Annotated in this window: 13 protein-coding genes and 2 pseudogenes; 4 read left to right on the top strand and 11 right to left on the bottom strand. The window is 67.0% G+C overall.

Translation table 11 applies throughout. The features are described from left to right. Positions 1-6: 6 nt before the first annotated feature. Positions 7-501: a CU044_2847 family protein gene (locus ABZX79_RS33530; RefSeq protein WP_355266349.1), complete on the bottom strand. Its 495-nt coding sequence runs from the start codon at positions 499-501 to the stop codon at positions 7-9. A gap of 100 nt (positions 502-601) precedes the next feature. Here ABZX79_RS33530 and ABZX79_RS33525 point away from each other — a divergent pair. After that, positions 602-808: pseudogene (locus ABZX79_RS33525) on the top strand (MFS transporter); the annotation flags it as partial. A gap of 364 nt (positions 809-1,172) precedes the next feature. Here the strand turns inward: ABZX79_RS33525 and ABZX79_RS33520 are convergent. From ABZX79_RS33520 to ABZX79_RS33500, 5 genes are all read right to left on the bottom strand, one after another. Next, positions 1,173-1,481: a hypothetical protein gene (locus tag ABZX79_RS33520; protein WP_355266499.1), complete on the bottom strand. Its 309-nt coding sequence runs from the start codon at positions 1,479-1,481 to the stop codon at positions 1,173-1,175. A 365-nt stretch (positions 1,482-1,846) separates the two neighbouring features. Further along, a complete protein-coding gene (locus ABZX79_RS33515) occupies positions 1,847-2,212 on the bottom strand; it encodes a hypothetical protein (protein ID WP_355266346.1) in 366 nt (121 codons plus the stop codon). A gap of 124 nt (positions 2,213-2,336) precedes the next feature. Further along, a complete protein-coding gene (locus ABZX79_RS33510; RefSeq protein WP_355266343.1) occupies positions 2,337-3,110 on the bottom strand; it encodes an ATP-binding protein in 774 nt (257 codons plus the stop codon). After that, positions 3,107-4,702, bottom strand: a complete 1,596-nt coding sequence (locus ABZX79_RS33505; protein WP_355266340.1) for a Mu transposase C-terminal domain-containing protein — start codon at positions 4,700-4,702, stop codon at positions 3,107-3,109. Before ABZX79_RS33505 ends, ABZX79_RS33510 begins: the two co-directional genes overlap by 4 nt. 410 nt (positions 4,703-5,112) lie before the next feature. Next, on the bottom strand, positions 5,113-5,496 hold the full coding sequence (locus ABZX79_RS33500; protein ID WP_355266337.1) for an SbcC/MukB-like Walker B domain-containing protein: 384 nt from the start codon (positions 5,494-5,496) through the stop codon (positions 5,113-5,115). 353 nt (positions 5,497-5,849) lie between these two features. Here ABZX79_RS33500 and ABZX79_RS33495 point away from each other — a divergent pair, with 353 nt between their 5' ends. Further along, positions 5,850-6,368 (top strand): hypothetical protein, encoded by a 519-nt coding sequence (locus ABZX79_RS33495; RefSeq protein WP_355266334.1) that lies wholly within the window; start codon positions 5,850-5,852, stop codon positions 6,366-6,368. A gap of 19 nt (positions 6,369-6,387) precedes the next feature. Further along, complete coding sequence (locus ABZX79_RS33490; RefSeq protein WP_355266331.1) at positions 6,388-6,759, top strand: hypothetical protein; 372 nt, start codon at positions 6,388-6,390, stop codon at positions 6,757-6,759. A gap of 234 nt (positions 6,760-6,993) precedes the next feature. Here the strand turns inward: ABZX79_RS33490 and ABZX79_RS33485 are convergent, their stop codons facing one another. The 4 genes and pseudogenes from ABZX79_RS33485 to ABZX79_RS33470 all read right to left on the bottom strand — a co-directional run bounded on the left by ABZX79_RS33485 (position 6,994) and on the right by ABZX79_RS33470 (position 9,224). Next, a complete protein-coding gene (locus tag ABZX79_RS33485; protein ID WP_355266328.1) occupies positions 6,994-7,155 on the bottom strand; it encodes a hypothetical protein in 162 nt (53 codons plus the stop codon). Between the two features lie 631 nt (positions 7,156-7,786). Further along, positions 7,787-8,026, bottom strand: a complete 240-nt coding sequence (locus tag ABZX79_RS33480; protein WP_355266325.1) for a hypothetical protein — start codon at positions 8,024-8,026, stop codon at positions 7,787-7,789. 495 nt (positions 8,027-8,521) lie between these two features. Next, positions 8,522-8,782: pseudogene (locus ABZX79_RS33475) on the bottom strand (helicase associated domain-containing protein); the annotation flags it as partial. A gap of 151 nt (positions 8,783-8,933) precedes the next feature. After that, complete coding sequence (locus ABZX79_RS33470) at positions 8,934-9,224, bottom strand: helicase associated domain-containing protein (RefSeq protein ID WP_355266322.1); 291 nt, start codon at positions 9,222-9,224, stop codon at positions 8,934-8,936. 678 nt (positions 9,225-9,902) lie between these two features. Between ABZX79_RS33470 and ABZX79_RS33465 the strand changes: the two genes are divergently transcribed. Then, positions 9,903-10,181, top strand: a complete 279-nt coding sequence (locus tag ABZX79_RS33465) for a hypothetical protein (protein WP_355266319.1) — start codon at positions 9,903-9,905, stop codon at positions 10,179-10,181. A gap of 234 nt (positions 10,182-10,415) precedes the next feature. On the opposite strand, the gene ABZX79_RS33460 is transcribed toward ABZX79_RS33465, so the two are convergent. Further along, positions 10,416-12,869 (bottom strand): Helicase associated domain protein, encoded by a 2,454-nt coding sequence (locus tag ABZX79_RS33460; protein ID WP_355266316.1) that lies wholly within the window; start codon positions 12,867-12,869, stop codon positions 10,416-10,418. Positions 12,870-13,454 lie beyond the last annotated feature (585 nt).

The following is a 13,454-nucleotide window of genomic DNA, read 5'->3' as shown; positions in this document are numbered from 1 at the left end:
CTTCCGTCACGACGCGGTGGGAGAAGCCGCCCCGTTCGCAGCCGCCCTGTTCAAGGCATGCGGCTCTTCCGGGACACGCACGCCGTCCGGTGAGTCGGTGAAGTTCCAAGTGGCGGAGACGGTGAAACTCGCCTCGCCCTTTCCCGAGAAGACCCCAAGGCTGAAATCGCTCCCCAGGGTGACGCCGAACTCGACGGTGACCTCGTTCGGTCGCCGGGCGGACTCGGTGAACGACTGGTGGATCCCGTCGAGCACGCCGCCCAACGGACGCAGCGCGTCGGCGAGCGCTTCGCCGCCTCGGGTGAGGGCCTGCGCCGCACGCTCGTTCACGCTCACGGGCTGGGCGGAGCCGAAGTCCGCCGGAAGGCCGAGAGGTTCGCTCGCGTCGGTTTCGCGCTGGCTGGTGCCCGGCTCGGGCATCGCAGAGAAGTCCTTGAGCGCCGGAGTGAGGTGCAGGCGCACCACCGAGCCGTCATCGAAAGTGAGATTCACGTCCCCCATGAGCACCATCCTGTCATGATCAGCAGTCGTCCGTGGCCCCAACTCCCTTACTCGGCCCCCGCATCCCGACTGGCCTCAGTTTAGGCCGTTAACAAACAAAATGCGTTCGGGGAGCGTTGTGCCAGGCAACGTCCCCACCCGGCTCCGCATCGCCCTCACCGCTTTCCTCGCCTTCGATAAGTTCGTCTTCGCAGGATGAAGCGTCCGTATCCCCGCCCTCAAGGAACAGACCGCCTCCGTCAGTTCCCTGGGCCTCGCGTTGCTCGGAGTCTCCGCCGGTGCGATGGTCACCACGGTGCTCACGGGTATGCCCCAGAGCGCTTCGACGCCCGCGCCCGGGCATCGCCCCGTTCGCGGGTGCATCGGCGCGCGTCGGGCGAGGACCACGAGCGTGGACCTGAAATGGCTGTTGTTGCCCTCGTGGAGCACCGCCCGGCTCTCGGCGAGGCACTGTTTTACGACGAAGTCCTCCCCGCACTCCGGGGTCTTCTGCAAGCCGTGCACGTGCCTGGCAGCTTCTGACCTCGAAGAAGCGGGCAGAGCGGTCGGCTCGGGCTGGGCCGTCCTCCACCGCTCCCGGCCTTTCGGCTCCGGGTGGTGGCCTGCTGCAGACGCGGCATCAACGCTGCTGTGCCTCTGCAGCGCAGGGCGGGCGCTTCGCTACGCACAGATCATGGGACAAGGATGCTGGCGGGCAGGGTCAGGCCGAGCCGGGGGGAGAGACGTCTGGCGTGTGCGCGCAGATGGCGAGCTTCGGCGAGCATCAGGGGGGCGAACATGCCGTCCCCGGGCGGGTGGGGCGTCAGACGGTGGTGGGCGCGGGCGCCAGCCAGGAGTGGGCGTGCCCAGGTGGGGACAGCGTGGAGAGGGCAGTACCGATGGCTGACCCCGTGGAGCTTGATGGCGGAGACGTCGCCGGTGATGTCGAGGTCGCGGGTGAAGCGCAGGCTGCCCAGGCCGGCCCGGGTGAAGGCCAACACGCTCAGCGCTCCGGCGATGAGGGGATGGGCCAGAGCGGCCAGAGCAGCGGAGTCCTCGGGATCGATCTCGAGCGCAGAGGCGGCCTGGGCCCGATGCAATGTGGCCGTTGCGCCGGTGCAAGGATGAGCCCGACGCCCTGGCCTCATCGACGCCGACCGGGTACTTCCCACCGGTTGGGCGGGCGGCGACGGTGCCGGAACCGCCGCTCCGGTCATCGATGGGGGAGTGGAGGAGGAGAAGGGTCGTGCGGGGATCGGCCCCGGCTCGGCGAGGAGCGCTTCGAACTGGTCCCCGGCGGTGATACGGCGCTCCACTGCCGCCAGCGCCGGCGGCAGCCCCCGTGGGGCCCTCTGCCACAGCAGTGTCAGCTGGGCTCCCGTCGTCGTGCGCCGGCGAGCAGTTGGTCGAGCCGCCGGATGGTCAGTAAATGGGCACGGGGTACCACGACGTGGCGAACCCCGGCCGCGACGCCCCAGGCAGCCGCAGAGAGCCACGCCGCGTTCACCGAGTCCAGCCACACATCGGGAGAACCGGGACCAGAGGCCAACCGCTTCCCCAGCGCGTACAGCATGTCGTGCGCCAGCGCGGCCGGGCTGCCGCTTGCAGGCGTCGGCTGCACGGTGATGCGGCCTTCCGCGGGCCGGTGCGCCCGCAACGCCGCCCGGGTGTAGAACAGGTCGTCGCGCTCATCCACCACGACTGTCACGTCGCCGTATGCCGCTGCTGCCATCTCGCCCTCGTTCCTGCTGCCGGCCGGTTGACCATCCGGTCACGGACGGGCCTGGCGCTCGGTCATGCGTGACTACCGACGGCTGCCTGTCCCTGGGTGGGGGCCGCCGCGCGTGGGGCCGCTGCTACATGCCGCCCAGCTTGCTGTACACCCAGTTGATGAGGTCCTGGTTGATCTCGGTCAGTCCTTTCTGCTGCATGCCTTTGAGCAGGTGTTTGGTGATGGTGGCCCAGTTACGGAAGTTGCCGTGCGCCGCAGCCCGGTCGATGTCGAGGATCATCTTCTGGTCAACCCCGGCCCACAGGGAGTGGAACGCGGGCAGCGTGGCGACGACTTCGTCCTCGGGCATGCGCGTGAACCTCTGCCAGATGTAGATCCGTGAGGCCAGCATCGGCTCGCGCTTGAGGACCCTGTAGCAGTTGTCCCCGCCGGCGAAGATCACCGCCATGTCGGTGTGCCGGTCGTCCCACAGGTGACGCCAGTACTCGAACGAGCTGCGCCCCATCCACTGGGCCTCGTCACACACCAGCACCCGAAATGACTGGGACAGCGCGTCCTTCAAGAGAGTGTCGAACTCGACGGGGCGGGTGGGCGGTTCTCCGGGCAGTCCCAGGGCACGGAACAGTCCGTGGCGGATGTCGCGGGGTGTGGGGCCCGAACGCAGCTCGAGGCGGTAGGTGATGTCGGGGGCTACGTTCCGCAGCGCCGAGTTGACCGACATCGTCTTGCCGCAGCCGGCCGCTCCGTAGGCGACCATCATGCCTTTGGCCTCGATCGTCGCCTGGATGTTGTCCAGCGTCGCCATGAGCGTGCCGGTGGCCACCAGATGCGCGTCCAGCCGGTGGAAGTGGTCGTCCTTCTCCGGAGGGAGGGTGCCGTAGTCCATGTCGTCGCTCACTTGTTCTCCTCGGGGGCGTTGTTCTCCGGCGGGGGCGTTGTCGTCGGGATCGGCCGTGCCCAGCCGTCGGGGACCGGTTGGTGCGGGATGTAGTGGGGATCGGCGCGCCGGAGGTCTGTGGTGACCGATTCGACGAGTTCTGCTTCGGCTTCCGCCTCGGTCAGAGAGCCAAGGCGCTGGGGCGGGGTCGCCGAGGTGACAGCCTCGAAGCGGCCACGGCGCAACCGAGCGGCGGCCTTCATGTCGGCACGAAGCCGGCGCGCTTTGGCTTTGCGGGCGTTGCGCACGGCGCGGATCTGTTCCTCGCTGGCTGCCTGGGAAAGGACGGCGCTGCCCAGGTAGGCGCCGTCAAGGCCGAAGACCTCGATGGTCGCGTCGTGGTGGGGGAGGTAGCGCACCGCGACCCGGACGCCGCCTTGACCGACCATCCAAGGGCCGATGTAGTGGCGGTTGCGCCACTGCACACCCCGGGTGGTGATGGTCCGGGTCTTCCCGTCGTCCTCGAGCCCGAAGTGGGCCAACTGCTGGGCGGGAGCGTCGTACAGGGGTGTGGGGTCGGCCCGCCACGCCTCCGTCGGGGTGAGGCCGCCCAGCGCCTTCGGCTTGTGCTCGTTGTTCCACCAGTGGACCCACTTCAGTAGCAGGTCCACGAACGCCTCGAACGTGAGCGCTGGTTCATCCGGATCCGCCGTCCGCCCGCCGGTGAGCGTCTGCTGGTGGACGTAGCGCGGCATCGAGACGAACAGCATCTGCTCGACCGCGTCGTTGAGCGCCTCGATAGTGCCCTTCAGGTAGGGGCTGTAGGCCGGGAGATCGACGACCGGCACAGCGAAAGCACCCAGGGCCGAGGCCACGGTGTCACACAGGAACTCTTTGCCGCGGTCCACGCGGATCAGACCGGGCAGTCCGCCGGCCGGGCCGAAGGGATCGCCGCGGTCCAACGCCATCCGCAAGGCCGCCAGGACCGCATCCCTGCTCGGCGCGTGGGGCGTCACGGCCAGACCCATGACGACCTTCCTGGCACAGTCGATGAACCAGGTCAGCCAGGGCTGTACGAGTTCGTCCTCGACCCACACCCGCACGGGTACGCACTTGTGGTCCCCCTCCCACGCTTCGTTGCGGTGCCCGGGAGGGCGCTTGCCGAACACGTCGAAGGCCCGCCGGGCGGCTTCCCCCTGGGCGAGGCCGGCCCGGTCCCCGGGCGCAAGGTCCCGTCGCAGCGCCCGGTGCAGTGCCGAGAGTGATGGAGCCCTGGGCAGTCGAGGGTCCGTCAGGGCTTGTTGTTCGAGCTCACGGTGCACGGCAGAGGCATTGCCTCCCCACAGCACCAACAGCTGCCGGATCTCCGGTGTGATGGTGAACCGTGTCCGGGGTGCTGCGTCGACATGGCCGGTGGCGCGCGCCTTGGCGAGCCACCGCCACACCGCCCGCTCCGAACGGCCCACGGCCGTGGCGACCAGCCGCACATGCGCACTGTTCAGCTCGCCGAGTTGGTCCAGCGCGATGAGCCGGGGCATGGCGGCCAGCCGCCCCGAATGCGCGGTGAAGAGCGGTCTGTCGGCACCGGACGTGCCATCCATGGAGTCACTCATAGGGGCTCTTTCTGGAGACGAGGGGGACGCAGGCAATGGGCAAGAGCGCGGGGGTGAAGCGATGTTCAGGCGCCCCGGGTGATCACCGGCCTTCGCCAGGGCGTGACGCAGCGTCGTGCCAGGTGGCGCTCATGGAAGGCCGGGATGTCTGGTGAAGCGTTCGGCGCGAGGGCATTGAAGGCGCTGTCGACTGTGGCCCCGGTGCACATGGAAGGTGTTGCGGCCCCGGAGGGGCCGGCTGAGCACGTCAGAGCCGCCCGCCGGCATCCGGCGGGTCCTGGAAGAGCACTGAAAGAAGGGCGCGGGGCCGGACGGTCACTGGAGAGGGGTGCCGCCCGCGGCCGGAGAGATCCCTGATCTTCCCGGGTGGAGGGCCCCCGGTGTCACAGCTGGCCCGGCCCCGCTACCACTCAGACGTGTTCCAGCATTCTCTGGATTCCGTCGTGGATGATTCGGGTGCGGTCCTCAGGCGTGAGCCAGACGGCCGTAGAGCCCGCGGTGGCCTTGTTGACGAACAGAACATCGTCGACCGCGTCAGCCACCGGATACATGTGGCTGACGACTGCGATCGTGCTGTCCGGTGTCTTGCGGCCGCGCAGGACGGAGAGCGTCTGTTCCAGGCGTTCGGAGTCCAGGGAGCCGAATCCTTCATCCAGGAACAGGGTTTCCGGCCTGTTGCCGCAGCTGCGGCTGTTGAGCTCGACGAGCGCCAGTGCCAGAGCGAGGGAGGTCTGGAAGGTTTCACCGCCGGAGAGAGTCTCCGGGTCGCGAGGAAGATTGGTGGCGCAGTCCATGATCTTGAACTTCTTGGTGAATACGTACGTGCCGTCAAACCGCCGCCCTGCGCGTATCTCACACCACACAGCTACCGACCCGGCTCAGCCGCTGTCAGGCAAACAGCCCGACATCACCCAATCAAGTTCAGTAGCCTGCGATGTCGCCCGGGATTACCAGATTCCCGCCATGCTGGTGCTTTCCAGCCTCTAAGAACTCATTCACCTCAGAAGATCCTCAAGTCTATTGAGGCCTCACCCCATTAACTGTGAAGATCACTTTGCCGTCGCCGATGCGCAGCCTGACCAGCTGCACCGACGGCCGACTCCCGGCTCGACCAGCCGGGTACGACCGAAGTTGTTGGGGGAACCTCTTGAAGATCACCAAGTTCACCACGCTGACCGCTGCTCTTGCCACAGCTGCGATATTCAGCACGGGCCTTTCCGGTACTGCTATGGCATCGGAAAGCTCCGGCACAGAGCGCACGGCGGCGGTCGACACTGCCGTCTCTTCGGACGAGCAGCAGCTCATCCAGACCTTGAGCGTCATCGAAGCGATGCCGGACGGCGTGGTCGCGCAGGGAGACGCTGCTGTGCAGGCATACCTGAAGGAGAATCTGCCGGCGCCGGCCGGTGTCCAGGCCTTCGGCTGGATGCAGAAGCTGAAGTGCGGGGCGGCCATCACGGCAGCGATCGCGGGTGGGGCCGTACCTGTGGCCAAGATCCTCAAGCTGAAGGCATTCATCAGCAAGGTGGGCTCAGTGAAGAAGGCCGCCTCCCTCCTGATCCGCGTGGCCAAGGGCGAGGAAAAGATCAGCGAGCTGGGCGCCACCCTCGGTGGCCTGGCCTCCGTCATTCTTGGGATCGACATGATCCAGAAGAACTGCCGCTGAAAAGAGAGGGGCCAACAGGGTGACCACGAGTAAGGCGCGTCTGACAGCGCTGATCACACCGGTGGAGCAAGAAGCTCAGAACGACGCGAAGGCACTGGCCCAGGCTGGCCGCGCGTCCAAGGCAGTGTCACGTCTGCGTAAGGATTCGGGACTCGGGCTCCACACCGCCTCGGCGGCACTGGACCTGCTGAACGAGGGTAACTCCTTGCCCACGTCCTACCAGCAGGCGCTGGACACCCTGAGGTCGCTCTCCCCAGGGCTGGTCGACGAGATGTTGACGCTCCTGGACAACGACGAAAATACGTCCGCTATCAAACTCCTCAGAGAGCACACCGACATGGACCTGGCGGGCGGCTACCACCTTGTCGAAGAGTTGTCGGGCCAGGCCTGACACGGCGGCGTAAGAGAAACGCTGGTACAGCCGCAAACGTGCGGCTGTACCAGCGGACGGCGCAGCACCGTGACGCCTTCCCTCACCTGCAACGCCCTGCCCCTGCCACGCCCGTAAAGCGGGCAACACCGAGTACTTCCCACACAGTCACGCCGCCCAGTGGTATCCGAGTTGGGCGAGTGCTGCCAGCTGCTGTTCGTCGAGCCGGTCGCGTCGGTTTTTCTGGTTGGAGAGCTAGATGCCGAGTTGTACGGGGGTGCCGTCTTCGAGGTGTTCGGTGTGCCCCCTGGGTACGACGGTCCGGGCTTCCCGTGCGATGTACTGCCGCAGGGCTGCCACGCCCCGGGTGAACGCGTCGGAGCCCTTCGCCGCCCCAGCCTTCGCGCTGGTTCGCACGGTGGCCTTCTGCGGCCGTACAGCCGGTTTCACGCCCAGTACGCCCAGGCGTCGCTGCTGCTCGGTGTTCTGGCGTGCCCAGTCCCGCTGTTGCCGGGCGAGCCAGCGTCCGATGTCGTCGCCCCGGTAGGTGACGCCGGGCTGGATCTCCTCCAGCGTCCCGTCGGCTTTCAGGAGGGCGCGCAGGCCGACGTAGTGGCGTTGCCAGTCGACGGTCCAGCCCCGTTGCCCGGGGTTCCAGTCCAGATCGATTGCCGCGAGCTGTTCGGCACGCCGTGCTGCTGTCCAGTATCAGTGGGTGTGATCGGGCCTGCGAGCGTGGCCTGGGCTGATCAGTTCTGCTGATCGTTGATAGGTAGCGGTGTCGGTGTCCGGGCGCCCGTTGGGAGGCGCTTGGTCCGCTCCTGAGACCCCCTCTGGACCAGCGCCGATGAGGTGGGCGGTGTGGGCAGTGATGAAGCCCGCCCACCTTTGAGTCTCTTCCTGTCACGGATGGCCGGCTCGGCCTGCGAATTGCCTGCTCCGCGGGACTGCAGCTGTGAGGCCCGCGAGTCCACCTCACTCGGTGGGTCGAGCGGGCGTTTCCCATGGTGACGATGTCCCCTGGGCGTCTCCTCGAAGAGAGCGGTGATCACTGTCGCCACTTGATGGAGCAGCCCATGCTTGGTCGGTGGGGTTCAGGGACCGGTTCACCGGCCAGGACGTGAGTGATCGCGGCGTCCAGCAGTTCACCGGTGACCGGCTTGCCACTTCTCGGTGTGGACTCGTCCATCGCTCCGCGGTAGGCCAACCGGCGCTGGGTGTCGTACAGGAAGAAGTCCGGCGTGCAGGCAGCCTGGTAAGCCCGGGCGACGGTCTGGTCGGCATCCACCAGGTACGGGAAGGTCCAGCCAGCCAGCCAGCCCGCCCGGCCTGCTCAGCCAGGCGTTCGGGCCGGTCGTCCGGATAGGCGTCGGCGTCATTGGCGCAGACGCCCACCACCGCCAGGTTCGGGTACCGGGCAAGCAGCCTGCCGAGCCCGGCCTCGACATGGCGCACGTAGGGGCAGTGGTTGCACAAAAATGCGACCAACAGCCCAGGAGCGGTGGCAAAGTCGTCACGGCGGACAGTCCGGCCGACCAGATCGGGAAGCGCGAAGCCCGGCGCGGGCGTACCCAGGGGCACCATCTGTGACAAGACAGCCATACTGCCATGCTACGAACTTCGCACCGCGTATCCGAGTCGGCTCACCCTGGACCCGCGTGACTCGCCAGGGTCGGCCCGGCGCTGGCCGCGGGCCGGCACCTTCCGGGGCCGTGGAGCAGGGGTACTCGGTGGCCACCCATCCGAACACAGGCTCACCGGCGCGGCCTTCCTTCCCGCGGCGCTACGCCCATTCGAGTCCGAGGTGGGCGAGCTGCTGGAGCTTTACGGCGGTGAGCTTCGCGCGCCTGCTCTTGCTGTTCGACAGGAACACTCCGAGCTTGACCTCTGTCCCGTCCTCCAGCCGTTCTACGTGGGCCCTGGGGACGGTCACAGTGCCCGTGCGGGCCTTGTACTGGGCCCCCAGGGCCGCAACGCCCCGTTCGAAGGCCCCAGAGGCCGCCTTGGACGGCTTCGCGGGCGCTTCCTGCTCCGGCGGCAGCGGCACGTGCTGACTCTCGCTCCGCTGCCCTGGTTTCATCTCATTTCGATGTCGGCTTCGGTCAGGGCTGACCTGGAACTCGGCTGGCACGGTGTGGGAAGCATCCATACATGCCGTTGAGAATGCCCGGGTCGCCGGAATGAGAGTCAGCTCCTCACGCCCAGTCGAGTCCGAGTTCGGCGAGCGCCGCCAGTTGCTGTTCGTCGAGCCGGTCGCGTCGGTTTTTCTGGTTGGAGAGCCAGATGCCGAGCCGTACGGGGGTGCCATCCACGATTTTCCGGGCTTCGCGCTGGATGTACTGCGCGAGGGCCGCCACGCCCCGCGTGAACGCGTCAGAGCCCTTCGCCGCCCCAGCCTTCGCGCTGGTTCGCACGGTGGCCTTCTGCGGCCGTACAGCCGGGTTCACACCCAGCACGCCCAGGCGCCGCTGCTGCTCGGTGTTCAACGGGTGGTGGAGCGTCGGCCGGTGGCCGCCGCCGTGGCTGCGCTATGCCCTGCGGTACGCCCTGTACTACCGACTGCACCAGGGGCTGCATCACTCCCTGTAGTGCCGCCTTATCTGTGCAGGTCACAGCCCCTAGAGCAGGTTGGTAAGAATGCCGACATCCCTCCGTACGCTGCTTCCCTGCCCTGGCCCTGGTGGTGGGTGGTGGGTTGGGGCAGAGGTGCGCGGCGCACGGAGGGATCGGCCGGCGCTGCGCTGGGCGTTGCTGTGTGTCGACGGCGGCCTGGAGGACCGCCTCGTGTGCGGCGGCGAGTGTGTGCCGCGCCTGGCCGCCCGGCCGCCCGCCCGGCCGTCTGACCAGCCACAACACTCCGATAGTGACATGGGTCACAAGAGTATGTGCGGCGAAAGGGGCTCTGACCTGCGGAAACTGTGGATTTTTGCAGGTCGGGGGCCTTTTGACAAGGGTTAGGCGCTGGTGCCAGCGTCTTGAAAGTCGTCCCGCGAGTAAGGCCCGAACTCCTTAAGGAGAGTTGGGGCCTTTTTGCTGTCCGGGGCTCTGTGACTCCTCAGAAGGGGTGCAGGGCTCCCGTATCCGCGGCGGGCCCGGACAGGGGCCTGTCCGTCGGATCTGGCGGTCGCAGACGGACAGGCCCCCGGAGGACCTGGAGGCCCGTTATGACCGTACACATCAGCGCCCTCGGAGCCGCGATCCTTGTGGTCGGCTGCTTTGTGGGCTACCTCGTCTTCGCGCACACCAAGGGCACGCCCGGCCCGGCCACCAAGGGGGACGTGGTGGGCGCCATCGTCTCCGCTGTCGCCGTGATCACGGCCCTCCTTCTCCTCCTTGGAGGAGGCATCGACAGCTCGCAGCAGCCGACCTCTGGCCCAGGGAGTCCACTGTCCGAGGCGACCTCGAGGCCTGGCATCCCGGCCGAATCAAGGACCGGCCCTTAAAAGCCCAGCGATTTGAGATGCCCCGGGCGCGTAATCGTTCGGGGCATTTCAAGTTTCTGGCTGGAATTCACGGGCCGGACAGGAACACGATCAAAGCGACCAAACCGACAGCGGCACCCACCCAGCGCAAAACCTGCCACAGCGTCATACCGGCATCATCCCGAAGGCCTCCGCTCCGCAACCCCCCTTGTACGCAACCGATCTGCAACAGTCCCCACCCGAAACCACCGGGATCTATGCCCAGTCGAGTCCGAGTTCGGCGAGCGTGGCCAGTTGCTGTTCGCTCAGCCGGTCGCGTCGGTTTTTCTGGTTGGAGAGCCATACCCCGAGCCGTACGGGGGTGCCGTCTTCGAGGTGTTCGGTGTGCGCCCTGGGTACGACGGTGCGGGCTTCCCGGGCGATGTACTGCGTGAGGGCTGCTACACCCCGCGTGAACGCGTCGGAGCCCTTCGCTGCCCCAGCCTTCGCGCTGGTTCGCGCCGAAGCTTTGTGGGGCCGCTCAGCCGGTTTCACACGAAGCTCACCCAGCCGCCGCTGCTGCTCCTCGTTCAGCCGCGCCCAGTCCCGGACCTGCCGGGCGAGCCAGCGTCCGATGTCGTCGCCCCGGTAGGTGACGCCGGGCAGGAGCTCCTCCAGCGTCCCGCCGGCTTCCAGGAGGGCACGCAGGCCGACGTAGTGGCGCTGCCAGTCGACGGTCCATCCCAGGGCGCCGGGGTTCCAGTCCGGATCGATTGCCGCGAGCTGCTCGGCACGCCGTGCTGCGCGCTCGGGGTCCTTCCCGAGCCCTCCGGGGCGGCGGAGGTTGGTGAGCCATTGCCCCACGGGCTTGTCCAGCATGGTGGCGTGGCGGGGCGCGGCCAGGGTGCCGGCCTCCGCGTAGTACGCGCGGGCCGCGGCGAGGTTCTCCTCGAACTGGGCATCGGCGGTGTCCCAGATCATGCCGAGTTCGTCCAGCTCGTCCGCCCGGGTGCTGGGCATGGTCCCGGCCCGGTACGCCCGCCGCTGATCGGACAGCCACCTGCCCAGCGGGTACGCGCCTTCCTGGTGCTCGTAGGGCACATCGAGACTGTCTTCCCGGTCGCGGTAGCGGCGGGCGGCGTCGTAGCCGCGGGTCCAGTCCTGGCGTTCGGTGTCCAAGATCTGGAACTTGATCCACTTGGCGACCATCACCGGATCCCTCGGGGCGGCGAACCGCAGCAGCAGCCGCGACTCCTCCTCACCTTCCTCCGGCTCCTCACCGATGCTTTCCGACGGATCAACAACGTGCTTCTGGTTCTCCTGCGGAATAGCGAGCATTTCCACGGCACGCTCATCATGCGCCCGAAGACCTTCAAGGACCTTCACCAAGGGGCGATACGAAGCAGAAGTGAACATGTCTTCTGGCTGCTCATCAGGGGCCAAAAATACGGGCACGATCAGCGTCGCAATCTTGCCTTGATTCGGCTTCTGACGCAACGCCCGCCCGATGGCCTGCACGATATCTACCGCAGACCCCTTCGGGTCCAAGAGGGCTACGGAATCCACCGCCCTAATATCGACGCCCTCACCTAGGACACGGCAATTTGAAAGCACCGCCCGCCCGGCCCTGCGCCCGAAGTCGGAGAGCACTGCACGGCGGTGATCGGCCTCGTGCTCACCGCACAGCCAGTCGGCCCACACCCGCGCGGGGTACCGCTCCGGATCCGACGCGCGCAGGCGCTTCGCGACCCGCGGCAGGCCCTTCGCGAACGCGCTGGCCTCTATGGTCCGGTGGTGGAAGGTGATGGTGGTCTGGAGCTGGTGCACCGCCATCGTCTCCAGCAGCGCGGCCTGCAAGGCGCCCATCCGCTGGCCGCGTACCTCTTCCTCCCGTTTCTCCTGGCCGGCCAGGCGGGCTGGGGTGACCACCGGGTCGGTCAGCTCGACCACCACGATCTGATACCGCGCCAAAAGCCCCCGCGAGACCGCTGATGCCAGCGACAGCTCGTAGACCACGGGGCCGTAGATCTTCGGATCGTCCATGGAACAGGCCAGCTCACGCGGCAGCCGGTCCCACCCCTCGAACGGCTCCCCGCTCTCCGACACAGCCCTCTCGACTTTCCGGGGCGGTCGCTCCTTCCAAATCCGCGGCGTCGCCGTCATATACAGCCGGCGCATCGCCGGAATGACGTCCTGGTCGTGGATCGCCGCCCAGGCCTTCCCCATCGAGCCACTTGTGCGGTGGGCTTCATCGACCACCACGAGGTCGAAAACGTCCATGGGAAGCCCGTACGCCCCCTCGTGAGCTTCAGCCAGCACGGGCAGAGACGCGTAAGTGGCATAGACGGTCACCGGCCCGCGGCCGTGCCACAACGCCAGTTGCGGCGGGCTCGTCGTGGAGCGTACATCGAGATTCCACAGATGCGGGTCATCATCCAGCGAACACACCGCCACCGCCGGACCTGTATGCCCGACAGAACGCCATTCCCGCACCGTCTGGGTCAGCAGATCCAAGGTCGGGAGCAACACCAAGACCCGGCCATTCCGCGCCAGCCGCAACGCAGAATGCGCGGCAATGAAAGTCTTTCCCGTACCGCACGCAGCCACCACCGTGGCCCGCAGCCCATTACGCGGAATCCGCTTCCCTGGAGGGATATCGAGACCACGCACCACCGCGTCAACCGCCTCGATCTGATGCGGAAACAGACGGGTCTCATCGGCATTCGGCATTCCGGACTCCAGAAGTCGCGAGAGGGGGCGGTCAGCCCTGGCGGAGGGGGTAGCGGTTCGCTCGGGATGCTACACAGCGCATCGCATGGCACCTGATACAGCTTTGCCATGATGATGCGAGGGTCTCACTCTAGCGCAACGGGCTGCGTTCGTGGCGGTTTTCGCGTAGACTCGTTCATGTGCTGCACCCCCTATAGGGGGTGAGTGTGCGTCAGGGGTCGGATGGAGCGAAGCGGAGTTCGAGCCCTTCAGCTTCGAGGGCCGGCCGCTCGTTCGGGGTGATGGTCTGTCAGTACCTGGGGGTGGCTTGTTCTTCGGGATCCTACACAGGCCCGCAGCGATGCACCCACCTTCTCTATAGCCAGCCATTCGCGCTGTGCGCGAATCGGGAATTGGAGCGAAGCGGAGATTCCTGCTTTTCGGAATTTAAGCGAAGCGTAATTCCGAATTCCCTTGCGGAGCAAGGGAATTGAGGCGCGAAGCGCCTTAACGAATTGCGAAGCAATTCGCTTCTGCTGAGCGAAGCGAAGCGTTTCGCTTGCACAGCGCGCAGCGCTGTGGTACCCGCGGAGCGGGTACCACAGC

This window comes from Streptomyces sp. NPDC002994 (genome assembly GCF_040611155.1).
Taxonomy (GTDB): Bacteria; Actinomycetota; Actinomycetes; order Streptomycetales; family Streptomycetaceae; genus Streptomyces.
Note: the sequence above shows the minus strand (reverse complement) of the source record. Positions and strands in the feature narration are given on the sequence as shown.

Bases quoted from the DNA above. Each gene is read 5' to 3' on its own strand.
- ABZX79_RS33505 (WP_355266340.1), bottom strand. From the start codon at position 4,702: ATGAGTGACTCCATGGATGGCACGTCCGGTGCCGACAGACCGCTCTTC.
- ABZX79_RS33530 (WP_355266349.1), bottom strand. From the start codon at position 501: ATGGGGGACGTGAATCTCACTTTCGATGACGGCTCGGTGGTGCGCCTG.
- ABZX79_RS33465 (WP_355266319.1), top strand. From the start codon at position 9,903: ATGACCGTACACATCAGCGCCCTCGGAGCCGCGATCCTTGTGGTCGGC.
- ABZX79_RS33515 (WP_355266346.1), bottom strand. From the start codon at position 2,212: ATGGCAGCAGCGGCATACGGCGACGTGACAGTCGTGGTGGATGAGCGC.
- ABZX79_RS33460 (WP_355266316.1), bottom strand. From the start codon at position 12,869: ATGCCGAATGCCGATGAGACCCGTCTGTTTCCGCATCAGATCGAGGCG.
- ABZX79_RS33500 (WP_355266337.1), bottom strand. From the start codon at position 5,496: ATGGACTGCGCCACCAATCTTCCTCGCGACCCGGAGACTCTCTCCGGC.